The sequence below is a fragment of the Streptomyces sp. NPDC097129 genome (assembly GCF_055668065.1).
This window is the reverse complement of sequence record NZ_JBVOQE010000002.1, coordinates 386,964-409,624: the sequence shown is the minus strand read 5'-3', so window position 1 is coordinate 409,624 and position 22,661 is coordinate 386,964. Positions and strand designations below refer to the sequence as shown.

Genomic DNA, 22,661 nt, shown 5'->3' with positions numbered 1-22,661 from the left:
CGGCCCCACCGCAGGCCGCCGGGTCAGTGCCCGGCAGCCTGCGCGGGCAGGAGGTCCGCCGACGGGGCGGTGCGCGCGCCGAGCGCGGTGAGCCGGTCGAGCGCCTCGCGGTGCTGCGCCTCGTCCACGCTGGCGGTGGCGTCGGAGACGACGACCACGTCATAGCCCAGGCGCACCGCTGTCGCGGCGGTGGCCGCCACACCGTGGGCGGTGGACAGCCCGGCGACCACCACTTCGGTGATCTCCTCGCGGCGCAGGACGTCGTGCAGATCGGTGCCCTCGAAGGCGTCGAGGCCGTTCTTCGTCACCACGTGGTCGCCGGTGCGCGGTGCGCAGGCGGGGACCAGCTGGTTGGGTGCGGCGCCGATGCCGCCGTCGGCGCCGTCGGCCCGCACGTACCGGACGAGGACGACGGTCGAGGAGCCGGCGTTCGCGAAGTGCTCGCGCAGCCTTGCGCACGCGTCGGCCACCGCCTCACCGCCGATCGGCTGCCACGGCATGTCGACGATCCACCGTTGCAGATCAATCAGGACAAGTGCCGAGCGGGCGCGGGTCATGTGTTCCCCCAGGGACGGTGATCGGCGGTCCTGCCGCACACTACCAAGGGGAAGAACAGCCCGGTGGAGAGCCCAATCACGACGCGGGACGGACTGCGGCTGTGGACGGAGACGTTCGGCAGCCCCGGTGATCCGGCGCTGCTGCTGGTGATGGGCGGTACGGTGCCCGGCATCGTGTGGCCGGACGAACTGTGCCGACTGCTGGCCGCGGACGGCTACTTCGTCGTCCGCTACGACCACCGGGACACCGGCAGATCGGGCAAGTCCGAGGCGGAGTACGACCTTTCGGTGCCGGCGTCGGACGCCGCCGAGGTGATCGTCGGCCTCGGGCTCGGCCGGGCGCACGTGGTGGGCCAGTCGTTCGGCGGCATGGTGGCCCAGCTGCTCGCCCTGGAACGGCCCGAACTCGTGCGGTCGCTGGTGCTGTTGTCCAGCTCCCCGGATGCGAACGGTGATGTGCGGCTGCCGCCGCGTACCGGTCTGCCCGGTCCGCGTCCGGCGATGGTGGACCGGGTCGCCCGGCTCTGCGCGTCGCCGCCGCGCGGTCCCGAGGAGTCCCTGGCCGCAGCGGTCGACGGCTGGCGGGTCCTGGTGGGGCCCGCCGTGCCGTTCGACCGGGTCTACTGGGAGGACCTGGTCCGGCGTGTGATGTCCCGCGGGGAACTGCCCGACACCTCCGGGCGCCACCTGACGGCCCTGGACCGTACGCCCCCGCTCACCGGCCGCCTCCCCGCCCTCGATGTGCCGACGCTCGTCGTGCACGGCGAGCAGGACCCGGTCTTCCCGCCGGAGCACGGTGAGGAACTGCGCCGGGTGATTCCCCGCGCGCGCCTGTGGCGCATCGCCGGCATGGGCCACATCTTCCCCCCGCACTGGTCGCCGGCGATCCGCGAGCTGATCGTCGACCACCTGCGCCGGTCCCACCCGTCGGATCACACCGGCCGGCACGTCCTGCACGTCTGAGCCGGGCACGTCTGAGCCGGGCACGAAGGAGACCTGATGCGTCGTCGCCCGACGGGCCGGACCGCTTCCGCGCACCCGCAGCCGAGAGCACGGGTGGGCGCGGCGTCGGCCACCTGCTTCCCGTCCGGTACGAGCCGGCACGCATCGCCGCCGTACGCGCCGGATGCCGGTGACGCTCGCCCGCACCCGCCCGCGCCCGCCGATGCCGTACCGCCACCGGGGGACGAGCCCGCACCCCCGGGCGGCGGCACCGCCAGTGCGCAGGCGCAGAGGGAATTCCTGCGGGCTCTGCGCAGCCCGCGTCCCGTTTTCCCTCTCGACCCGGCGTCGGCGGACCCGCTGACGACGGCGATCCGCTGGTTCACGGGAACAGAATGAGCGGGCGTGACGAAAGACCCGAAACGCCCACGCGTCGCGTCGCCGAGGAGTTCTCCGTGTGATCTACCGAACAACCCGCGGTCACCGGGGTGTCACCGGTCTCCCTTACTCTGTCAACCGCACAGCCCGACCAAACCCTCGAGGGCGTATTTCCGCAATGACGCGGTGCGCGTGACGGGGAAGGCTGTGCACAGCCTATGGGGGAAGGCAAGAACCGCACATGGAAAGAACGGGATTCGTCCCGTCGCAGAGTGCCGCCGCGCACCGTGACGGGAACAGCTTCGGCATCCTCGGACCACTCTCCGCGTCAATCGCCGGTCATGAAAAGGTCATGGATTCCGGAAAACTCCGGGTACTCCTGGCCGCCCTGCTGCTGCGGGCCGGCGCGGTGGTCGACAACGACCGCCTCGCCGACTGGCTGTGGGACGAGCGCAAGCCGTCGAACCCGCGCGGGACGCTGCACACCTACGTACGCCGCCTGCGGCTGCTGCTCGGCGACGCGAGCCTGGTGGAGACCGTGGCCGGCGGCTACCGCATCGACGTGCGCGAGGACGAACTCGACCTGACCCGGTTCCGCCGCCTGGTGCTGACCGCACAGCAGACGACCGCGCCGGATGAGCGGGCGCGCCTCCTGGGCGAGGCACTGAGTGTGTGGCGCGGGGCGCCGCTCGCCGACATTCCCTCGGACTCGTTGCGCCGGGACGAGGTGTCGGCACTGGAGGACGAGCGCCTCGGCGCGCTGGAGGCGTATTTCGAGTCGGAGCTCCACCTCGGCCGGCACGCGCAGCTGGTCAAGGAACTGCGCACGGCCGCGATGGACAATCCGCTGCGGGAGAACTTCTGGAGCCTGCTGATGCTCGCCCTGTACCGTTCGGGGCGGCAGGCGGAGGCACTGGACGTCTATCAGCAGGCGCGTCGCGAACTGGTGGAGCAGCTCGGCATCGAGCCCGGCGAGCGGCTTCGCGCGCTGCACACCGGCATTCTCGAGTCGGACCCCTCGCTGGCGGCCCCGGACGGGCCCCGCCCCGGCACGGACCGGGTCGTCACCGTGCCCGCCCAGCTGCCTCCGCTCGCTGTGGGGTTCGTCGGGCGTGATGACATCGGCGCCCGGGTGGAGGCGGTCCTTCCCCCGGTGCCGGGCCGTACCGGGGTTCCCGTCGTGGTCCTGTCCGGGCCGCCCGGTGTGGGCAAGACGGCGCTGGCGGTGTGCCTCGGCAGGCGAGTGCGCTCCGCGTTCCCGGACGGGCAGCTCCATGTCAACCTGCGCGGCTACGAGCGGGGCGCCGCGTATGCGCCCCTTCCTCCGGACCAGGTGCTCTCGCAGTTCCTGCGCAGCCTCGGTGTGCCGGCGGACCAGATCCCGGTCGACCCCGTGGAGCAGGCGAACCTCTACCGCTCGAAGCTGACCGGGAAGAACGTCCTGGTGGTGCTGGACAACGCCTCCAGCGCCGAGCAGGTGCTCCCGCTCATCCCGGGGGACGCCGGATGCTCCGTACTGATCACCAGCAGGCGGCAGTTGCGCTCCCTGGCGGTGACGCACGGCGCCCAGGTGATCGGCGTCGGCACGCTCAGCCCGCAGGAGTCCGCCGAGCTGGTCACCGGCATGGTGGGGCAGGCCAACGTGCCGATCGGGCCGGACGTGGTGGACGAAGTGGCCGCGCTGTGCTCGTACCTGCCGCTCGCCCTGCGGATCGCCGCGGCCAACCTCATCAGCGCCCCCGGAGGGCAGACCGAGGCCTATCTGGAGCGGCTGCGGCGCGGCAACCGCCTCGCCGCCCTCTCCGTCGACGGAGACACCACGTCCGCCGTCTCCACGGCCATCGCCCTGTCCTACGACGCCATGACGCCGGACGACCGCGCCGCCTTCCGGCTCGCCGGGCTGTTCCCCGGCTCCGACTTCACTCCCGCGGCCGTCGCCGTGCTCGCCGACATCAGCGAGGCGCAGGCGCGGTCCGGTCTGAGCCGGCTGGAGACCGCCAGCCTGCTGCAGCAGACCGCTCCGGGCCGCTACCAGTTCCACGACCTGCTGCGCGAGTACGCGCAGGACCGCGCGCTCGAGGAGAACTCCGCGCAGGAGCGGGCCGAGGCGCTGGAGCGGCTCGGCGGGTGGTACCTCGCGGGCGCGTGCGCCGCCGCCGACGTGCTGTACTCGGAGTTCGTCCGGCTCGCCGAACCGGCCCGCACGCACGCGACGTTCGACGCGCCACGGTTCCGGGACGAGACCCACGCGATGGCCTGGCTGCTGGCCGAGCGGCGCAACCTCATGGCCTGTGTGCGCCACTTCGGCACCCACGGCCCGCACCACCTGTCCTGGCACCTGGCCGACGCGCTGCGCGGCTTCTTCTGGACGGGCAAGTACCGCACCGAGTGGGACGAGACGACACGCATCGGCCTGTCCGCCGCCGAGTCCCTGGACGACGAGCCCGGTGTCGCGGCGATGCACCGCAGCCTCGCCAACCTGCACAACACCCTGGGCGACTACGAACGGGCCATCGCGCACCAGGAGAAGAGCCTCGCGCTGCACGACCGGCTCGGCATGGCCGAAGAGGTCGCGGCCACGCTCAACAACATGAGCCTCGCCCACCTCAGCCTGGGCCGGGGCGCCCAGGCCGAGGAGGCGGCACGGCGAGCGCTCGACGTCTCGCACAGCATCCTCTCGCCCCGCCTGGAGGCCACCACCAAGGGCCTGCTGGGGTTCATCCACTGGACGCAGGGCGACATGGTCCGTGCCACCGAGTTCCTCACGGCGTCGCTGGCCACCGCCGGCACGCTCGGGCTGCACCACATCAGCTCCTACAGCCTGCGCAACCTGGGCCTGGTGCGCCAGGCCACCGGGGAGCTGTCCGAGGCACGGTCCTGCTTCACGCGCGCGCTGAAGGCGTCCGAGTCCATCGACTCCTCCTACGACAGGAGCATCTCGCTGTACGGGCTCGCACTGGTCGACCTGGACCTCGGCCGGCTGGAGACCGCGCTCGAGTCCGCGCAGCGGGCCCTGAGTTCGTTCCAGGAGTGCGGCGACCGCACCTACGAGGTGCAGACGCTGTGTCTGCTGTCGGCCATCAGCGCCGGTCTCGACGCGTTGCCGGAGTCGGCCCGTTACGCGGGCACGGCGCTCGAGGGAGCCCGGCAGATCCGCTACGTCGACGGCGAGGCGTACGCGCTGGCGCGCCTCGCCGTCGTCGACCGGCTTCTGGGCCGGGACGAGGCACGGGCACACGCCGAGGCGGCCCGCTCCCTGGCCGAATCGAACGGCAACCGCGTCGCCCGCAGCAAGGTCCTGCTGGAACTGGCCCCGCTGTACCTGAGCCTGGACGACCCGGGCCGCGCCGAGGAGTGCGCGCAACGGGCACTCGCCCTGTCCCAGCCGACGGCGCAGCGCCTCAACGTCGCCAGGGCCGAGGACGTCCTGGGCACCGTCGCGGCCCTCGCCGGCGACCACGCGCGGGCGGCCGGACACTGGTCGCGGGCCCTGGCGGTGTTCACCGAGATCGGCGCCGCCGAGGCCGAGGACGTACGTACCCGACTCGCCAGCGGCCCGTCACCGGCACCCCAGCACATCGAGACGACCAGGAAGACCGGGGCGGAATCGTGAACACCCTTACCATCACCAGGACTTCGGCGGAAACGAGGAGGGGCGGGCTGCGCCGGCTGGCCGTCGCCTCGGTCGGCAACGCCATGGAGTGGTTCGACTGGGGCGCGTTCGTCACGTTCGCCGCGCTGCTCGGGGCGCGGCTCCAGCCGGCCGGCGACACGGCCACGAACGTCCTGAGGACGCTGTCGGTGTTCGCCGTCGGGTTCCTGTTCCGGCCGCTCGGCGGGGCGCTGATCGGCGCGTACTGCGACCGCCGCGGGCGCAGCGCCGCGCTGCGGCTGTCCTTGCTGATGATGGGGGGCGGCAGTCTTCTGATCGCGCTCATCCCGCCCTACCGGTCCGTCGGCGTCCTGGCCCCCGCGCTGCTGATCGTGGCCAGGGCGGTGCAGGGACTGTCCGCCGGCGGTGAGGGCGCGGCGATGGGCACGTACGTCAACGAGACGGCGCCGCCCGGGCGCCGCGGCCTGTACTCGAGCGCCGTCTACATCAGCACCACGCTGGGCACGCTCGCGGCCACCCTGGTCGCACTGCTGCTGCACGCCACGCTCACCGCGGGACAGCTGGGCAGCTGGGGCTGGCGCGTCCCCTTCGCGCTGGGGGCGCTGCTGGCCCTGTACGGCTGGTATCTGCGCGGGCGGATGGACGAGACGCCCGTCTTCGGCACGGCGGGGGAGCGGCCGCGCAACCCTGCGTGGCAGGCGATGCGCAGGCACCCGCGCGCCGCGGTCCGTGTGGTCGGTTTCACGCTGGGTGCGACCGTCGTCTACTACACCTTCGCCTCCTACCTGCCGGTGTACGCCCAGCTGCGGTACGGGATGCCGGCGAACGCCGCGCTGTGGGCCGGCGTCGCCGCCCAGGTGGTGTTCATGGCGGTCCTTCCTCTGCTCGGCATGGCCGCCGACCGGTTCGGGCGCCGTCCCCTGCTGCTGGTGTTCGGCTGCGGGTTCGTCTGTCTGACACCGCTGTTCCTGGGGGCGCTGTCGGGCTCGGCCGTGCGGCTGTTCGCGGTGATGACGGCGGCGCTGCTGCTGTTCGGCTGCTACGCCGCCGCCGGGCCGGTGGCGACGCTGGAGATGTTCCCCACAGCCCTGCGGTCCAGCGGCGTCGGGCTGCCGTACGCCCTGACGGTGGCCCTGTTCGGCGGCACCGCGCCCTACCTGAACGAGTACCTCGCCACGCACGGCCACGCCGACTGGTACCGCTGGTACGTGGCTGCCCTCTGCCTGCTCAGCACCGTGTCGTTCGTCCGGTACCGCGAGACGAAGGACGTGGATCTGACGGCCGTCGGACAGACCTGACCACGGAGTGCCGTCGCCGGAGGCCGGTGACCACGGTCATCGGCGCACCTCGGCGCGGGGCGGCAGCGCGGCGCACACGGCGTCCAGGACGGCCGCGTACGGGGTGCCGAAGGCGGTCAGCCGCGCCCGGAGCTGCTCCAGGGCGTCGCGGGAATCGGTCAGCAGGCCGGTGTCCCCGGTGCGGGCGGTGAACTCCAGCACGGCGGGCAGGAAGTCCGGCAGCTCCTCGTCGGCGAGCTCCAGGTCGTGCGCCCGGTACCGCTCCTTGAAACGGTCCAGCGGCACCCCGCTCCGCCGGGTGTCCTCGTCGCGCCACCAGCTCAGGAACAGGCTGTGCCGGTCGTTCAGATGGAAGACCTGCCCATAGTGCGCGGCCAGGTCCCGCGGCTCGGTGGCGGCCGCGTGGTCGGTGAACTCCCGCAGCTGCGGGGCCGCCTCGCGCAGCAGCGGCAGCCGGGCGAACAGGTCCTCGTCGGGGTAGGTCAGGCAGAGCGCGGCCGCCTGGTACAGCACGGAGTCCGAGGGCATCGGCGCGTCTCCTTCGGGTCGGCCGCCCTTTGGACTCGACGCTAGGGGCGGACGCGGACGCGCACCTGTTCAGGGCACCCGTACGGGTCAGGACCGAGCGCCCAGCCCGTCCAGGTGGGCGGCGAGGATCCGCCGGGTGCGCTCGGCCGACGCGGCATGCGCGGTCAGATGGTCCAGCACCTCCAGGTGCACCGCCACCTCCGAGCGGGAGTCCAGGTACAGCGCGCCGCTGAGGTACTCGGAGACCACCATGTCGGGCAGTTCCGGCTCCGCGAACCGGAACAGGGAGAACGGCGCGTACGTCCCCGGGTGCGGACCGGCCGCGAACTCGGCGATCTGCAGCGTGACCTTGTCGCGCTCGCCGAACTCCAGCAGCTTCTCCAGTTGCTCCCGCATGATCGAGGGGTCGTCGCCCACCGGGCGCAGCAGCACCGTCTCGTCCATGACCACCCACAGATGAGGCGCGTCCGGGCGCTCCAGCAGCCGCTGCCGCTCCATGCGCAGCGTCACGTGCCGCTCCGTGGCCGCCGGGCTGCGCCGCCCGATCGTGCCGGACTCCAGCACGGCACGCGCGTAGGCCGGCGTCTGCAGCAGCCCCGGCACGAAGTGCGGCTCGTAGGAACGCATCAGCCGCGCCGCGCCCTCGAGACTGACGAACAGGCTGAACCAGTCCGGCAGCACATCGTGGAAGCGCTGCCACCAGCCGGGCCGGTTGGCCTCCTCCGCCAGCGCCACGAACTGCTCGGCCTCCGCCGCGCCGACCCCGTACGTCCCCAGCAGCACCTGCACATACGGGATCTTCAGCGCGACCTCGGCCGTCTCCATCCGCCGCACGGTCGCCGGCGCCACGCGCAGCACCTGCGCGGCCTCCTCGCGTTTGAGGCCGGCCGCCTCCCGCAGTTCCTGCAACCGCCTGCCGAGCACCACCTGGCCCACCGTGGGTGCGGGCCGCCGCTCACTCACGCCACGCCTCCCCTACGCGCCGAAGCAGCCGAAGCACGCGGGCCAGTCTGTCACGCGCGGAGCCCCGGCGGAGCGGCGGATGGCCGGATCGATCCGTCGTCAGGTGCCCAGCGAGTGCAGGTACTTCACGGTCGCCGGGTCGGCCGGGAGGAACGTCTCGATGGCCAGTTCGGCGACCGTGACGTCCATGGGTGTGTTGAACGTGGAGATCGACGAGATGAACGACAGCACCCGGCCCTCGTGCTCGAAGCGCAGCGGCAGCGCGAAGTACGGGTGGGGCTCCTCGGCTTCCGCGTCGTCCGGCGAGTCCGGCTCCACCGGGTAGGCCGCCACCTCCTCGTACAGTGCGCGCAGCTCCTCGGAGCGCTGCAGCGCGATCTGCCGCCGCATCTGCTCCAGCAGATGGCCGCGCCACTCCCGCAGATTGCGGATGCGCGGCGCCATGCCCTCCGGGTGCAGCGTCAACCGCATCGCGTTCAGCGGGGGTTGCAGCAGCTCCTCCGGCACCCCGTCCAGGAACATCGCGACACCCCGGTTCGCCGCCCGCACCCGGTACAGCCCGTCCAGCACCAGCGCCGGATACGGCTCGTAGCCGCGGATCAGCCGCTCCATGCCGTCCCGCAGCGCGTCGAGCGCAGGGTCGTCCAGCGGCGTCTCCGGGTAGCGCGGCGCGTAACCGGCCGCCAGCAGCAGCGCGTTGCGCTCGCGCACCGGCACCTCCAGGTGCTCCGCCAGCCGCAGCACCATCTCCTCGCTCGGCCGGGAACGGCCCGTCTCGATGAAGGAGACGTGCCGGGCGGAGGAGTCGGCGCGCAGCGCCAGCTCCAGCTGACTGATCCGCCGCCGCACCCGCCAGGCCCGCAGCAGCGGGCCGACGCCCTGACCGGCGGGGGAGGCGGGGGAGGCGGCCATGCGGGACGCGACGGGGGTCATGTCACGACCGTAGCCGAAGGCCGCCGGGCGGGGCGCTCGGGGAGGCGCTCGGCCGCCCGGCGGAGTTCGCTGCCGGACGGCCCGCGTCAGCAGGCGCTCGCCGTGCCGCGTTGTGGCAGGCTGGACGCGTACGCGACATCGCTGAAGGGAGCCCGGCATGGCCGTCGAACCGCTGTCGCAGAAGGAGATCGAGGACCGGCTGGCGGAGCTGCCGGGCTGGTCCCTCGACGGGGACCGTCTCGCCCGCTCCTACCGGCTGGCCTCCCACTTCGCGGCGACCGCGATGGTCATCCACATCGCGCAGGTGCAGGAGGAGCTGAACCACCACTCCGACCTGACCCTCGGCTACAACACCGTCTCCCTCACGGTGAGCACGCACAGCGCGGGCGGCGCGGTCACCGAGCTCGACTTCGAGCTGGCGCGCCGCGTCCAGGACCTGGCCCCGGGCCACAGCGCCGACTGACCGCACACACGGGGACGAGGAGGGGAGCCGGCCGTGCTGGACTACGACAAGGAAGCCGAGCGCTACGACGCCTCGCGCGGCGGCGAACCCAGGGCGGCCGCGGCGGCGGACGCCGTGCTGAGCCTCATACCGCCGACCGCGCACCGGATGCTCGACGTCGCCTGCGGCACCGGCATCGTCACCCGCCGGCTGTCCGCCGGCCGCCCCGGCCTCGCGGTCACCGGCGCCGATCTGGCGCACACCATGACCCGGTACGCGGCCGCCCGGCTGCCCGGCGCCGTCGTCCGCGCCGACACCCGCCGTCTGCCCTTCGCGCGCGCCGCGTTCGACGCCGTCGCCGGCGTGTGGCTGCTGCACCTGCTGGCCACGCCCGAGGACGTGCGCGCCGTCGTCGCCGAGTGCGCCCGGGTCCTCGCACCCGGCGGGGTGTACGTCACCACGGTCGACAAGGCCGCCGCGCACAACGTGGGCAGCGACATCGACGCCGTCCTCGCCTCCCGGCCCCCCAGCGAGGCCCGCGACGCCGCGGACCGCGTGGAGAAGTACGCCGCCGAGCACGGCCTCGTCCCGGCGGGCCGGGCCCACTTCACCGGACGCGGCCAGGGCCGCAGTCCGCGCCGTACGATCGCCGACCTGCGCCGCGGCTGGTTCGTCACGCTGCCGCCCGGCCGGCCCCTCACCGAACGCTACGCGGCCCGGCTGGCCGAGCTGCCCGACCAGGACCGGCCGCGCCCGGACCCGGTGTTCACGCTGCGGGCGTTCCGCAAGCCGGTGTAGACCCGGCCACCTTCCCGGCGCGGGCGGCGACCAACGGCCGGCATCTGTCCGCTCCCCCGGTAGGAGGGCCGTAGAGGCAGATTTCCCGCTCCGGCCGGCAGCTGATGCGCAGCGCCTACCCGCCGCTGCCGTAGCGCGGTGAGGGACCGCTCGGGACCGGCCGTTGGGGAGCCGGCCCCGAGCGTGACCGCCGGGGTCAGGGCGCCTCGCCCAGGCCCCGGCGGATCGCGAACTCCACCGCCGAGTAGTCGCCGTCCGGCCGCCGGAGCGTCACCGGCTCCGCCGGGTGCAGCGGCGGCTGCGCCAGGAACCGGGGCCGGTCGCCGTGGTGCGGCTGGGCGGCGTGCACCAGGAACGGATGGCACAGATAGACGTCGCCCGGCCGCCCCGTCGCACAGGCGAGCGGCCGGTGCGCCGACGCGGCGTCCACGCGCGGACCCAGCTCCAGGAAGGAGGCGCCGGCCTCGCCGTAGGGCTCGAGGACCGCGGGCACGTCGAGGTGCGAGCCGACCCTGATCCGGGTCGGCGCGTCCGCCTCGGTGACCTCGCTGAACAGGAACAGCATCAGCAGCGCCCGGTCCCGCGAGTGCACGTTGGTGTGGAAGTGCGCGGCGCCCTCGGGCAGATAGCTGCCCTCGATGTGCCAGCCGGCGTCGTCCGGCTCCTCCGCGTGCGGGAACCGCAGCGGGAAGGTGCCGAGCGAGTACCGCGGCTGCCAGCGCCCCACCCCGACCAGCAGGTCGAACGCCTCGTGCAGGACGTGCGTGTTGGCGGCGGCGGCGAACGGCCCCTGGGCCATCCCGCCCACCCACACCACCGGGTCCTTCCAGGTGCCCGGGTCGTCGGGGTCGTAGCCCGTCTCCCGCCACAGCAGCCGCGCGCAGTCCTGCGCGACCCGCGGCGGGACGGCTCCCTCGATCTTCACGAACCCGTCCCGCACGAACCGCGTCAGCATCTCGTCGTCCACCGCGTCATGGTGGGCTTCACCGGCCCGCGCGCGCACCTCATTTTTGCCGTCCCGGCAACAGCGCTGGCCGCCGTGCGGTGCGTCGGCGCACCCTGGCGGCATCCGGACGAGAGGCTGACCACCATGGCACACGAGCACCACCACCCCGCGGCCGCCCACGGCCACGACCACGGCGCCGACATCGACTGGGCCGAGATGGCGGCGTACCTGGAGTCCGAGGCCGAGCTGTTCACGCCGCTGTACGAGCGCGCGCTGGCCTGGCTGGGTAAGGAGGTGACCGAGCCGGGGCTGATCGTCGACGCGGGCAGCGGGCCCGGCGTGGTGTCCTGCCTGTTCGCCGAGGCGTTCCCGGGCGCGCGGGTGCTGGCCGCGGACGGCTCCGCGCCGCTGCTGGAGCGCGCCCGGGCCCGCGCCGGGCGCACCGGCGTCGCCGACCGCTTCGCCACCCTGGCGGGGGACCTGCCCGAGGCCCTGGACGACCTCGACTACCCCGCCGACCTGCTGTGGGCCAGCCGCAGCCTGCACCACCTCGGCGACCAGCGCGCCGCCCTGGCCGCCTTCGCCGAACGGCTCGCCCCCGGCGGGACGCTGGCCCTGCTGGAGGGCGGGCTGCCGCCCCGCCATCTGCCCCGCGACATCGGCTTCGGCCGCCCCGGTCTGCAGGCACGGCTGGACGCGCTCCAGGAGGACCGCTTCGCCCGGATGCGCGCCGACCTGCCCGGCAGCGTCGCCGTGACCGAGGACTGGCCGGCGCTGCTCACCGCGGCCGGCCTGAAGCACACCCGCACCCGCACCTTCCTGCTCGACATCCCGGCCCCCGTGCCCGACCGGGCCCGCGCGCATGTCGTCACCGCCCTCGGCCGGCTGCGGGAGACCGTCGGCGACGGCCTGGACGCGGAGGACCGCGCCACCCTGGACCGCCTTCTCGACCCCGCCGACCCGGCGAGCGTCCACCACCGCCCGGACCTGTTCGTCCTCGCCGCGCACACGGTCCACACCGCGGTCCGCCCGTACTGACCGACCGTCCTTGACATCGAGTGCGCTCCAACTGATGGACTCCCCGTCGTTCACGAAGGACGACATCTCAGGGGGCTTGTCATGACCGACTCTCCGGTCGCACTCATCACCGGCGGCGGCACGGGCATCGGGGCGGCCGTCGCGCGGCGGCTGCTCGACGACGGGTGGCGGGTGACCGTCACCGGGCGCGGTGAGCAGCGGCTGCGCGACTTCGCCGCCGGGCTGGGCGAGCCCGAGGGGCTGCTGACGGTCGCGGGCAGCGCCGCCGAGTACGCCGACGTGCAGGACGCCGTGGCGCGCACGCTCAAGGCGTACGGCCGGATCGACACCGTCGTCGCCAACGCCGGTTTCGCCACCCACGACACGGTCGCCGAGGGTGATCCTGCGGGCTGGCAGGAGATGGTGCTGACCAATGTGCTGGGGCCGGCGCTGCTGATCCGGGCGTCCGTCGACGCCCTCAAGGAGACCCGCGGCCGGATCGTGCTGGTCGGCAGCGTCGCCGGGTTCGTCAACACGCCGGGCAACCTGTACGGGGCGACGAAGTGGGCGGTGACCGGGCTCGCGGAGAACACCCGGCGCCAGGTCACCGAGTACGGCGTCGGCGTGACCCTGGTGGCGCCGGGCCGGGTGGAGACGCCGTTCTGGGACTCCTACGGCAGTCTGCCGCCCGGCCACCTGCTGAGCGCCGACCAGATCGCCGACTCGGTCGTCTGGGCGATCCGCCAGCCGGCCGGGGTCGACGTCAACACCGTCGTCGTACGGCCCATCGGCCAGCCCAACTGACGGGAGGAGAACGTCAGTTGTTCTTCAGGAAGTCCCGGGCCAGCTGCTCGCCGAGGGTCACCGCCGCGTTGTGGCTCTCGAAGGGCGCGGCCTGGGAGTTCGTGAACAGGATGTAGGTCACCGGGGCGTCGGTGCCGCCGTGCACCGGGTCGGGGTCCAGGCCCAGGGCCTGCGCCGTGGCGTACGACGCCTCCCCGATGATCTGCTTCGGGCCCACGTCGCCGACGACGGCGTACTCGACCTGGTCGTCGTGGATCACCGCCGCCACGCCGCCGCCCCGTACGCCCGACGCGCGGTAGTCCCAGATGTCACTCGCGCCGGGGACGACGACGAACGGCACGTGGTCGGCGCGCGGCGGCTTGCCGTCGGACTGGTGGAACGCGGTGTCGTCCTGGAACGAGGGGTCGGTGGCCCTGCTGCACCGCTCGGTGGGGCGGCCGTCGCAGTCGATGTCCATGTCGGCGGTGAAGAACACGGCGCCCTTCGCCCCGCACACCGGGACGCTCGGGGCCTTGTCCTGGTCGGTGCGGTAGGCGCCGTGCGACACCTGCTTGCAGGAGCGCACCTTGGCGAGCAGGTCGGCGGCGGGCACGGAACCCTCGTGGGCGAAGACCACGCCGAAGCCGCGGCCGGCGAGCGCCGGGAGGACACCGGCGGCGAGGACGGCGGCGGCTGCCGCGGAGCGGGGGAGACGGCGGGGCCGGTTACGCGCTGTGGGAAACGAGTACACGGGTCAGGGACGCTAGCACCCGGGCGGCCGCTCGCCGCGGATACGCCACGCCGCCCCGGGACGGCGTGTCCGGGGGCGGCGTGGTGATCGGGTGACGGCGGTGCGGTGACGCGTGCGCGGACGCTCAGACCACGTCGAACGCCGCCGGGTCCGGGCCCAGGCGCCGGTCCTCGTTGAGCGCGCTGATCGCGGCGAGGTCCTCGTCGTCCAGGCTGAAGTCGAACACCTCGATGTTCTCCTTGATCCGCGACGGCGTCACGGACTTCGGGATCACGACGTTGCCGAGCTGGAGGTGCCAGCGCAGCACCACCTGGGCGGGGGTGCGGTCGTGCTTCTGGGCGATCGCCACGAGCGCCGGGATCTCCAGGATGCCCTTGCCCGAGCCGAGCGGCGACCAGGCCTCGGTGGCGATGCCCTGCTCGGCGTGGTACTCCCGGGCGGCGCGCTGCTGGAGGTGCGGGTGCAGCTCGATCTGGTTGACCGCCGGGATCACCGACGTCTCGTCGATCAGCCGCTCCAGGTGCGGCCGCAGGAAGTTGGACACGCCGATCGCGCGGATGCGGCCGTCGGCGTGCAGCTTCTCGAACGCCCGGTAGGTGTCGACGTAGGCGTCCTTGGACGGCAGCGGCCAGTGGATCAGGTACAGGTCGACGTAGTCCAGGCCGAGCTTGGCCAGGGAGGTGTCGAACGCGCGCAGCGTCGAGTCGTAGCCCTGCTCGCTGTTCCAGAGCTTGGTGGTGACGAAGACGTCCTCGCGGGGCAGACCGGAGGCGGCGATGGCCTTGCCGGTGCCCTTCTCGTTGCCGTAGATCGCCGCCGTGTCGATGCTGCGGTACCCGGCCTCCAGGGCGGTGGCGACGGCCCGCTCCGCCTCGTCGTCCGGCACCTGCCAGACGCCGAAGCCCAGCTGGGGCATCTCGATGCCGTTGTTGAGGGTGATCGGGGGGACCTTGCTGCTCACGAGCTCTTGATCCTTCGGTTGTCCGTCAGGTGGTACGCACATCGTCAACGGTCACCGGCCGTGATGCATTCCTGACCACGAAATCCGTCGTCGTCCGTGCGCGGGTTCACACCTGGTACAGCGCGTCCACCTCGCGGGCGTAGGCGCTCTCGATCGCCTTGCGCTTCAGTTTCAGCGACGGCGTGAGCAGGCCGTGCTCCTCGGTGAAGGGCTGGGCGAGGATGCGGAAGGTGCGGATCGACTCCGCCTGCGAGACCAGGGTGTTCGCCGCCACGACCGCGCGGCGCACCTCGGTCTCCAGATCGGCGTCGCGCACCAGTTCCGACGCGGTCAGCCGGGGCTTGTTGCGCATCTGCAGCCAGTGCTCGACGGCCTCCTGGTCCAGGGTGACCAGGGCGGCGATGAACGGGCGGTCGTTGCCGACGACGATGCACTGGTTGACCAGCGGATGCTCGCGCACCCGCTCCTCCAGCACACCCGGCGAGACGCTCTTGCCGCCCGAGGTGACCAGGATCTCCTTCTTGCGGCCGGTGATGGTCAGATAGCCGTCCTCGTCCAGCGAGCCGAGGTCGCCGGTGGCCAGCCAGCCGTCGTGCAGGGACTGGTCGGTGGCCTTGGGGTTGTTGAGGTAGCCCTGGAAGACGTTCCCGCCGCGCAGCCAGATCTCGCCGTCGTCGGCGATGTGCACGGTCACGCCCGGGATGGGCTGCCCCACCGTGCCGTAGCGGGTGCGCTCGGGCGGGTTCGCGGTGGCCGCCGCCGTCGACTCGGTCAGGCCGTAGCCCTCGTAGATCTGCACGCCGGCGCCCGCGAAGAACAGACCCATCCGGCGGTCCATCGCCGAGCCGCCGGACATCGCGTTGCGGAGCCGGCCGCCCATCGCCGCGCGCACCTTCGCGTACACCAGCTTGTCGAAGAACTGGTGCTGCATGCGCAGCCCCGCCGACGGACCGGGCCCGCTGCCCCACGCCTTCGCCTCGACCGCCTCGGCGTAGCGCACCGCCACCTCGACGGCCTTCTCGAACGGCCCCGCCTTGCCGTCCTTCTCCGCCTTGCGCCGCGCCGCGTTGAACACCTTCTCGAAGATGTACGGCACGGCCAGGATGAACGTCGGTCTGAACGCCTGCAGGTCCGGCAGCAGCGCGGCCGCGTTCAGCTGCGGCTGGTGGCCGAAGCGGACCTTGCCGCGGATCGCCGCGACCTGCACCATCCGCCCGAAGACGTGCGCCAGCGGCAGGAACAGCAGCGTCGCCGCCTCGTCGCCCTTCTTGGAGTGGAACACCGGCTCCCAGCGCCCGATGACCGTGTCCGCCTCGAACATGAAGTTGCCGTGCGAGATGACACAGCCCTTGGGGCGGCCCGTGGTGCCGGAGGTGTAGATGATCGTGGCGACCGACTCCGGGGTGACCGCCTCGCGGTGCCGGTGCACCACGTCGTCCTCCACGTGGGCGCCGGCGTCGTACAGCTCCTGCACGGCGTCCGAGTCCAGCTGCCACAGCCGGCGCAGCCTCGGCAGCCGGTCGATGACGGTGGCGATGGTCATCGCGTGGTCCTCGTGCTCCACGATCGCCGCCGTGCACTCGGAGTCGTACAGCATCCAGAAGCACTGCTCGGCCGAGGAGGTCGAGTACACCGGCACCACCTGGGCGCCGATCGTCCACAGCGCGAAGTCGAACAGCGTCCACTCGTAGCGGGTGCGGGACATGATCGCGACCCGGTCGCCGAACCGGATGCCGCTCGCCAGCAGCCCCTTGGCCAGCGCCAGCACCTCGTCGCGGAACTCCGCCGCGGTCACGTCCCGCCACCGCCCGGACTCGTCCTTGCGGCCCAGCGCGACGTGCAGCGGATCGGTCTCGGCATGCCGGAAGACGACGTCGGCCAGACCGCCCGCCGGCGGCGACAGCGCCAACGGAGGGTTGGTGTACTCGCGCAAACCCGCTCCCCGCTCCCCGTTCCCGGCGCCCGGCTCGTCCCTGGCGCCCGCGCAGCGCCGTGAAAGCTACCCCACGCGGCGGCGGGACGGGAGGGGCGACCGCCACGGGCGCTGTCCGGGTCCCCGCCGGCCACGCGACGAAAATGGGCGCACATGCGGAAGGGTCGGACAGAAAACCGACGGTTCCGTAAGTTTCGGCAGCCCGATCTCCACCGAATCTGTACGACCGGTTCGCCGGGCGGGGCGGCAGGCGGTCGGGGCCTACTTCGGTCAGCGTGTGCGCCCCGGTTTCCGTCACTGCGGGACGCCGGCCGCGCGGGGAAGCGGACCGGCGTCCCACCCGGGCCGCTGCGAGGTCAGGGCTGTCCGACGCCGGTCCGTCCGCGGCGCTGCAAGCGGTCGCCGCCCGCGAGGATCGCCGCGGCGAGGGCGTCGGCTGCGTCCTGTGCGGAGGGGCGGCGGTGGCCGTGCACCAGGACGAAGTCGACGCCGGACAGCTCCGGCAGGCCGGCCCGGTCCGGGACGCGCACCAGGCCGGGCGGGACCAGGCCGCGGGAGTGCGCCATCACCCCGAGGCCGGCGCGGGCCGCCGCGATCAGGCCGTTCAGGCTGCCGCTGGTGCAGGCGATCCGCCACGGGCGCCCGGCCCGCTGCAGCGCCTCCATGGCGAGCGCCCGGGTGATGCCGGGCGGCGGGTAGACGATCAGCGGGACGGGCCGGTCGGCGTCCAGGCGCAGCCGCTCCGCGCCGATCCACACCAGGTCGTCGCGCCACACCAGCTCCCCGCGCGGATCCTGCGGGCGCCGCTTGGCCAGCACCAGGTCCAGCTTCCCGGCCGCGAGCTGCTCGTGCAGCGTGCCGGACAGCTCCACCGTCAGCTCCAGATCGACCTCGGGGTGGTCGTGCCGGAACCCCTCCAGGATTTCCGGCAGCCGGGTCAGCACGAAGTCCTCCGACGCGCCGAACCGCAGCCTGCCGCGCAACCGGGTCCCCGTGAAGAACGCCGTCGCCTGCTCGTGCACCTCAAGGATCCGGCGCGCGAAGCCCAGCATCGCCTCGCCGTCCTCCGTCAGCTCCACCGCGTGGGTGTCCCGCGTGAACAGCGTGCGCCCGGTGGCGTCCTCCAGCCGCCGCACGTGCTGGCTGACCGTCGACTGGCGCAGCCCGAGCCGGCGCGCGGCCTGCGTGAAGCTCAGCGTCTGCGCCACCGCGAGGAAAGTGCGCAGCTGGGAAGGGTCGTACACGCCTGCCACCCTAGCCGCTCATCATGGAACGCGATGACAGTCAGAGCCGTATACGGGATTCCCGATCACGGCGCGGGGGAGCAGGATGGAAGCGGGGCCTCCGGGCCCACGCACAGGAGGGGCCGTGCGGCCCCGCGCGCACCGACGACGAAGCACGTGGAGCACCGTGAAACGCCTGCAGTGGCCGAGCTGGATGCCGATCGACCCGTACATCGTGCTGTTGCTCGGCACGGTGGGGCTGGCCGCGCTGCTCCCGGCGCGCGGCGCGGGCGCCGACGTCGCCTCCGGCGCGTCCACCGCGGCGATCGCGTTCCTGTTCTTCCTGTACGGCGCCCGCCTGTCCACCCGCGAGGCGCTGAACGGCCTCAAGCACTGGCGGCTGCACGGCACCGTCCTGGCCTGCACCTTCGTGATCTTCCCGCTGCTGGGCCTGGCCGCCCGCGGGCTGGTCCCGGTCTTCCTCACCCAGCCGCTCTACCAGGGCCTGCTCTTCCTCACGCTGGTGCCCTCCACCATCCAGTCCTCCATCGCCTTCACCTCCATCGCCCGCGGCAACGTGCCCGCCGCGATCTGCGCCGGCTCCTTCTCCTCCCTCGTCGGCATCGTCGTCACCCCGCTGCTGGCGGCCGGTCTGCTGGGCAGCGGCGCGGGCGGCTTCTCCGCCGACTCGCTGGTCGAGATCGTGCTGCAACTGCTGGTGCCGTTCCTCGCCGGGCAGGTGCTGCGCCGCTGGATCGGCGGCTTCGTCACCCGGCACAAGAAGGTGCTCGGACTGGTCGACCGGGGTTCGATCCTGCTCGTCGTGTACACCGCGTTCAGCGAGGGCATGGTCCGCGGCATCTGGCACCAGGTCAGCCCCCTCCGCCTGGGCGGGCTGCTCGTCGTCGAGGCCGTGCTGCTCGCGGTGATGCTGCTGCTGACCTGGTACGGCGCGAAGGCGCTGGGCTTCGGCCGCGCGGACCGGATCGCGATCCAGTTCGCGGGCTCGAAGAAGTCGCTGGCGTCCGGGCTGCCCATGGCGAGCGTGCTGTTCGGCCCGCAGGCCTCGCTGGCCGTGCTGCCGCTGATGCTGTTCCACCAGATGCAGCTGATGGTGTGCGCGGTGATCGCCAAGCGCCGCTCCCACGACCCCGAGGAGGACGCCGAGAGCTCAGCCGCCGACCCGGTCCAGGGGCAGCGACAGCACCGTGCCCTGCGCTGAGCCCGGCACCACCGGCCGCGTCAGCTCCGCGTCGGTCAGCGCCCGGCCCCAGACGCGCACCTCGTCGAGCGCGCCGGTGAGGAAAGCCCTGCCGTCCATGCGCTGACCGAGGTGCACACCGAACGGCGAGGTGCGGCTGACCGAGCCCGGGGGAGCGGCGACGGAGGACTCCGCGCCGTCGACGGCCAGCGACAGGCGGCCGCCGCCCCGGCGCAGCACCGCACGGTGCCACCGGCCGTCGTTGTACGCGCGCGCCGTCCGCACGTACACGGTCCGCGGCGCCGCAGTCCCCTGCCGCACGGTGATCAGGCCCACGACACGGTTCTGCGCCGGCTCACCGCCCACCCGTACCTGCGGCTGCCCCGCACCGGACCCGCCCATCGACACCAGCGGCTGCTCCCCGGCCGTCGCCGTGTAGCGGAAGTACAGCGACACCGTGAAGTCGCGGGCGCCGAGCGGCAGCCGGGGGCGGTACGGCAGCCGCACGGCGTCGTCGACTCCGTCGAACTCCAGGGCTCCGCCGCGCACGCCGGCCGTCCCGCGGGGGTGGCCGAGGACCGCGGCGGGCCGGGCGTGCGGGGCCAGGTCGGGGGTGACCGGGTCGGGGGCGCGGCGCGGGGTCAGCCAGTCCCCGGTGAAGCGGGCGAAGCGGATCTCCTCGCGGGCGTCGGCCCTCCCGCCCTCGTAGAGCAGGCCGACGGTGGCGGGGGCGACCTCGGCCAGGTCGGAGTAGCCGGCCCGGTCCCGGGTGACGACGGTGCCGCGGTCGGCGCTCTCCCAGGTGCGGCCGCCGTCGTAGGAGGAGCGGATCAGCAGGGTGCGCCGGCGGTCGGGGTCGCCGGGGCAGGCCAGCAGGACGCGATCGCCCAGCCGCAGCACGGCTCCCTGGACCTGCGGCGCGTACAGGTCCGGCAGGGCCCGGAAAGGGGCGGTGAAGCTGTCGCCGCCGTCACGGCTGACGGCCTGGGTACGGTGGCCGAGGTCGGTGCCGTCCTGTTCGCGGCCGCTGACCAGCAGCGTGCCGTCGGCGCGCTCGGCCGGGCTCAGCTCGGAGGGCTTCTGCCGGAAGGCGCCGTCGGCGGCGACGGGCCAGGTGTCGGTGGCGCCGACGCGCCAGTGGGCGCCGTGGTCGTCGCTGACGATCAGCGCGGCGTGGTTGGCGGTGACCCGGCCCTGCGCCCAGGTCTCGGCGTTGACGCCGACGACGAGCCGGCCGGTGCGCGGGCCCCGGGTGAGCTGCACACCGTGCCCGGGACCGGTGGCGTACCAGGAGTTCCAGCGCGGCGGCCGAACGCCGCCGCCGAGGGCGCGCGGCGCCGACCAGGTCCGGCCGTCGTCGTCGCTGTACTGCAGGTGCGGGGTGCGGTCGCAGGGGGCGGCGCAACCGCGGGCGTCGGCGCGGCCGGTGTTGTGGGTCTCGGCGAGCAGGACGCGGCCGGTGGTGCGGTCGACGACGGGCGCCGGGTTGCCGTGCGTGTCGCCGCCGCCGTCGGTGACGACCGTCAGCGGACCCCAGGTGCGGCCGCCGTCGGTGGAGCGCCGGACGACGATGTCGATGTCACCGGCGTCCCCGCAGGTGCGGACCCGGCCCTCGGCGAAGGCGAGCAGGGTGCCGGCGTTCGTCCGCACCAGCGCCGGAATGCGGAAGCAGGCGTAACCGGAAGCGGCGGCCGCTGTGAAGAGGACCTGCTGGGCGAACTGCGGCCTGGGGTGGCCCTGTGCGGGAGCGGGCGGGGCGGACAGTGCGGCGGCCGCCGTACAGACGGCGGCCGTGAGAGAGCTGAGACGGGTCCGGTGACGTGCGGGCATGGCGGGGGCCTCGTCTCCAGCGAGCGGCGTCAGGGGATCAGAACGACTTTGCCCAGATTCGCCCGTGTCTGTATCACCTCGTGCGCCTTTCCGGCGTCGGCGAGCGCGAACTCCCCGTGCACGGCGGGCCTCAGGGAGCCGTCCGTGAACAGCCGCCACAGTTCCTCGCGCCACTGCTCGTACAGCGCCGGCCGGCCGCGGGCGATGCGCGCCATCTGGAACCCGATGACGGACTTGGCGCCCACCAGCAGGTCGTACGCCTGGACGGTCCCGCCGCCCGAGCTGTACGCCACGAGCCGGCCGCCGGGGGCCAGCGCGGCCAGGGCCGGGGTGAGCAGCTCACCGCCGACGGCGTCCAGCGCGTAGTCGGCCGGCTCGCCCCAGCTGTCGTCGCCGTACCCGACGACCTCGTCGGCGCCGAGTGCGCGCACGAAACCGGCCTTGGCCGACGCGGAGACGGCTCCGGTGACCCGGGCCACGCCGCGTATCCGGGCCAGCTGGACGGCGAGATGGCCGACGCCGCTCGCGGCGGCCGTGATCAGCGCCGTCTCGCCCGGCTCGGGGCGGGCCGCGTCCAGGGCGCCGTACGCGACGAGGCCGCTGCGCACCAGGGCGACGGCGTCGACGGCCGTGGCGGTGTCCGGGACCGGCGAGGCCATCGCGTCCTGCAGCACCGCGAAGTCGGCGTAGCCGTGGCCGAAGCACAGCCCGGTCACCCGGTGGCCGGGCGCCCATCGGGTCACCCCCTCGCCGACGGCCACGACCTCACCGGCGATCTCGCCGCCGAGCGCGATGGGCTCCGCCGCCTCGGCGACCTTGCGGACGACGGGGAGGGTGACGCCGATCGCCTCGCAGCGCACGAGCAGTTCGCCGGGGCCGGGCTCGGGGACGGGGGCCTCCTGAAGGAACAGGGGGCCGCCGGGGCGGTCGTATCGGATGCGGCGCACGGCGACCTCCGGAAATCGTTGGGAACACCCATGAATTCATTGGGAGGCCCTACGTATACGGGGGTCGTTGGGAAGTCCAATGGTTTGCTGGATAGGCTGCCCGCATGGCCGAAGCACCCTTGCCCGCGATCCGTTCCCTGCCCAGCTGGCTGCTCGGGCGCGCCGCCGCGCGGGGGCGCGCCCTGGTCGCCGAGGCGCTCGCCGCGCAGGGCCTGAAGATGTGGCACCACGTGGTGCTCTCCGCCGTCAGCGACCTCGCCCCGGTCGCGCAGGCCGACCTGGGCCGCGGCGTGGGCCTCGACCCGAAGGACCTGGTCGGCGTCCTCAACGACCTGCAGTCCGCCGGCCTGGTCGTACGCGCACCGGACCCGAAGGACCGCCGGAAGAACGCCGTCCGGCTCACGGAGGACGGCGAGCGGATGCTCCGGCGGTGCGAGGAGGCGGCCCGCGCGGCCAACGCCGAACTGCTGGAGCCGCTGCCGGCGGACGAGCGGGAGCGGTTCGTGGAGATGCTGGTCCGGGTCAGCGGAACGCGGGAGGCGGAGTGAGGAGGGGTCCCGTGGCGCGGGAGGCGGAGTGAGACGGGGTCCCGTGGCGCGGGGGGCGGACTGAGGCGG

20 protein-coding genes are annotated in these 22,661 nt (G+C 73.4%); 9 read left to right on the top strand and 11 right to left on the bottom strand.

The features are described from left to right. Positions 1 to 23: 23 nt before the first annotated feature. Complete coding sequence (locus tag AC0B9F_RS07740; RefSeq protein ID WP_471999650.1) at positions 24 to 557, bottom strand: cysteine hydrolase family protein; 534 nt, start codon at positions 555 to 557, stop codon at positions 24 to 26. Positions 558 to 620: 63 nt separating this feature from the next. Between AC0B9F_RS07740 and AC0B9F_RS07735 the strand changes: the two genes are divergently transcribed. From AC0B9F_RS07735 to AC0B9F_RS07725, 3 genes are all read left to right on the top strand, one after another. Next, positions 621 to 1,520 (top strand): alpha/beta fold hydrolase, encoded by a 900-nt coding sequence (locus AC0B9F_RS07735; protein WP_471999649.1) that lies wholly within the window; start codon positions 621 to 623, stop codon positions 1,518 to 1,520. Between the two features lie 709 nt (positions 1,521 to 2,229). After that, on the top strand, positions 2,230 to 5,490 hold the full coding sequence (locus AC0B9F_RS07730; protein WP_471999647.1) for an AfsR/SARP family transcriptional regulator: 3,261 nt from the start codon (positions 2,230 to 2,232) through the stop codon (positions 5,488 to 5,490). Next, positions 5,487 to 6,788: an MFS transporter gene (locus tag AC0B9F_RS07725; RefSeq protein ID WP_471999645.1), complete on the top strand. Its 1,302-nt coding sequence runs from the start codon at positions 5,487 to 5,489 to the stop codon at positions 6,786 to 6,788. The genes AC0B9F_RS07730 and AC0B9F_RS07725 overlap by 4 nt, the downstream gene beginning before the upstream one ends. Positions 6,789 to 6,824: 36 nt before the next feature. Here the strand turns inward: AC0B9F_RS07725 and narJ are convergent, their stop codons facing one another. The 3 genes from narJ to AC0B9F_RS07710 form a co-directional block, all read right to left on the bottom strand. Then, a complete protein-coding gene (gene narJ, locus AC0B9F_RS07720; protein WP_471999643.1) occupies positions 6,825 to 7,316 on the bottom strand; it encodes a nitrate reductase molybdenum cofactor assembly chaperone in 492 nt (163 codons plus the stop codon). Positions 7,317 to 7,403: 87 nt separating this feature from the next. Beyond that, a complete protein-coding gene (locus tag AC0B9F_RS07715; protein WP_471999641.1) occupies positions 7,404 to 8,279 on the bottom strand; it encodes a helix-turn-helix domain-containing protein in 876 nt (291 codons plus the stop codon). A 99-nt stretch (positions 8,280 to 8,378) separates the two neighbouring features. After that, complete coding sequence (locus AC0B9F_RS07710) at positions 8,379 to 9,212, bottom strand: helix-turn-helix domain-containing protein (RefSeq protein ID WP_471999639.1); 834 nt, start codon at positions 9,210 to 9,212, stop codon at positions 8,379 to 8,381. 157 nt (positions 9,213 to 9,369) lie between these two features. Between AC0B9F_RS07710 and AC0B9F_RS07705 the strand changes: the two genes are divergently transcribed. Together AC0B9F_RS07705 and AC0B9F_RS07700 are read left to right on the top strand one after the other, a co-directional pair. Beyond that, complete coding sequence (locus tag AC0B9F_RS07705) at positions 9,370 to 9,675, top strand: 4a-hydroxytetrahydrobiopterin dehydratase (protein ID WP_471999637.1); 306 nt, start codon at positions 9,370 to 9,372, stop codon at positions 9,673 to 9,675. A 33-nt stretch (positions 9,676 to 9,708) separates the two neighbouring features. Then, positions 9,709 to 10,452, top strand: a complete 744-nt coding sequence (locus AC0B9F_RS07700) for a class I SAM-dependent methyltransferase (protein WP_471999635.1) — start codon at positions 9,709 to 9,711, stop codon at positions 10,450 to 10,452. 196 nt (positions 10,453 to 10,648) lie between these two features. Here AC0B9F_RS07700 and AC0B9F_RS07695 read toward each other — a convergent pair whose 3' ends face one another. Next, positions 10,649 to 11,407: a phytanoyl-CoA dioxygenase family protein gene (locus tag AC0B9F_RS07695; protein ID WP_472000872.1), complete on the bottom strand. Its 759-nt coding sequence runs from the start codon at positions 11,405 to 11,407 to the stop codon at positions 10,649 to 10,651. A 135-nt stretch (positions 11,408 to 11,542) separates the two neighbouring features. On the opposite strand from AC0B9F_RS07695, the gene AC0B9F_RS07690 reads away from it, so the two are divergent. After that, positions 11,543 to 12,436 (top strand): class I SAM-dependent methyltransferase, encoded by an 894-nt coding sequence (locus tag AC0B9F_RS07690; RefSeq protein WP_471999633.1) that lies wholly within the window; start codon positions 11,543 to 11,545, stop codon positions 12,434 to 12,436. A gap of 81 nt (positions 12,437 to 12,517) precedes the next feature. After that, positions 12,518 to 13,219, top strand: coding sequence for an SDR family oxidoreductase (locus AC0B9F_RS07685; protein ID WP_471999632.1), 702 nt, complete (start codon positions 12,518 to 12,520; stop codon positions 13,217 to 13,219). 13 nt (positions 13,220 to 13,232) lie between these two features. On the opposite strand, the gene AC0B9F_RS07680 is transcribed toward AC0B9F_RS07685, so the two are convergent. The 4 genes from AC0B9F_RS07680 to AC0B9F_RS07665 form a co-directional block, all read right to left on the bottom strand. Further along, positions 13,233 to 13,949: a glycoside hydrolase family 75 protein gene (locus AC0B9F_RS07680; protein ID WP_471999630.1), complete on the bottom strand. Its 717-nt coding sequence runs from the start codon at positions 13,947 to 13,949 to the stop codon at positions 13,233 to 13,235. Between the two features lie 124 nt (positions 13,950 to 14,073). After that, entirely contained in the window at positions 14,074 to 14,910 is an 837-nt protein-coding gene (locus AC0B9F_RS07675; RefSeq protein ID WP_471999628.1) for an aldo/keto reductase, read from the bottom strand. 106 nt (positions 14,911 to 15,016) lie between these two features. Further along, entirely contained in the window at positions 15,017 to 16,843 is a 1,827-nt protein-coding gene (locus AC0B9F_RS07670) for an AMP-dependent synthetase/ligase (RefSeq protein ID WP_471999626.1), read from the bottom strand. A gap of 356 nt (positions 16,844 to 17,199) precedes the next feature. Continuing rightward, complete coding sequence (locus AC0B9F_RS07665) at positions 17,200 to 18,087, bottom strand: LysR substrate-binding domain-containing protein (protein WP_471999623.1); 888 nt, start codon at positions 18,085 to 18,087, stop codon at positions 17,200 to 17,202. A gap of 166 nt (positions 18,088 to 18,253) precedes the next feature. Between AC0B9F_RS07665 and AC0B9F_RS07660 the strand changes: the two genes are divergently transcribed. Beyond that, on the top strand, positions 18,254 to 19,288 hold the full coding sequence (locus tag AC0B9F_RS07660; protein WP_471999620.1) for a bile acid:sodium symporter family protein: 1,035 nt from the start codon (positions 18,254 to 18,256) through the stop codon (positions 19,286 to 19,288). On the opposite strand, the gene AC0B9F_RS07655 is transcribed toward AC0B9F_RS07660, so the two are convergent. After that, positions 19,238 to 21,097, bottom strand: coding sequence for an exo-alpha-sialidase (locus tag AC0B9F_RS07655; protein WP_471999618.1), 1,860 nt, complete (start codon positions 21,095 to 21,097; stop codon positions 19,238 to 19,240). The two genes, AC0B9F_RS07660 and AC0B9F_RS07655, sit on opposite strands and share 51 nt — an antisense overlap. A gap of 29 nt (positions 21,098 to 21,126) precedes the next feature. Then, positions 21,127 to 22,044: a quinone oxidoreductase family protein gene (locus AC0B9F_RS07650; protein WP_471999614.1), complete on the bottom strand. Its 918-nt coding sequence runs from the start codon at positions 22,042 to 22,044 to the stop codon at positions 21,127 to 21,129. A 104-nt stretch (positions 22,045 to 22,148) separates the two neighbouring features. Here AC0B9F_RS07650 and AC0B9F_RS07645 point away from each other — a divergent pair, with 104 nt between their 5' ends. Next, positions 22,149 to 22,592 (top strand): MarR family winged helix-turn-helix transcriptional regulator, encoded by a 444-nt coding sequence (locus AC0B9F_RS07645; RefSeq protein ID WP_471999612.1) that lies wholly within the window; start codon positions 22,149 to 22,151, stop codon positions 22,590 to 22,592. Positions 22,593 to 22,661: the final 69 nt, after the last annotated feature.

Coding starts and splice junctions, on each gene's coding strand:
- AC0B9F_RS07705 (WP_471999637.1), top strand. CDS start 9,370: ATGGCCGTCGAACCGCTGTCGCAGAAGGAGATCGAGGACCGGCTGGCG.
- AC0B9F_RS07690 (WP_471999633.1), top strand. CDS start 11,543: ATGGCACACGAGCACCACCACCCCGCGGCCGCCCACGGCCACGACCAC.
- AC0B9F_RS07730 (WP_471999647.1), top strand. CDS start 2,230: ATGGATTCCGGAAAACTCCGGGTACTCCTGGCCGCCCTGCTGCTGCGG.
- AC0B9F_RS07655 (WP_471999618.1), bottom strand. CDS start 21,097: ATGCCCGCACGTCACCGGACCCGTCTCAGCTCTCTCACGGCCGCCGTC.
- AC0B9F_RS07685 (WP_471999632.1), top strand. CDS start 12,518: ATGACCGACTCTCCGGTCGCACTCATCACCGGCGGCGGCACGGGCATC.
- AC0B9F_RS07740 (WP_471999650.1), bottom strand. CDS start 557: ATGACCCGCGCCCGCTCGGCACTTGTCCTGATTGATCTGCAACGGTGG.
- AC0B9F_RS07710 (WP_471999639.1), bottom strand. CDS start 9,212: ATGACCCCCGTCGCGTCCCGCATGGCCGCCTCCCCCGCCTCCCCCGCC.
- narJ (WP_471999643.1), bottom strand. CDS start 7,316: ATGCCCTCGGACTCCGTGCTGTACCAGGCGGCCGCGCTCTGCCTGACC.
- AC0B9F_RS07645 (WP_471999612.1), top strand. CDS start 22,149: ATGGCCGAAGCACCCTTGCCCGCGATCCGTTCCCTGCCCAGCTGGCTG.
- AC0B9F_RS07695 (WP_472000872.1), bottom strand. CDS start 11,407: ATGCTGACGCGGTTCGTGCGGGACGGGTTCGTGAAGATCGAGGGAGCC.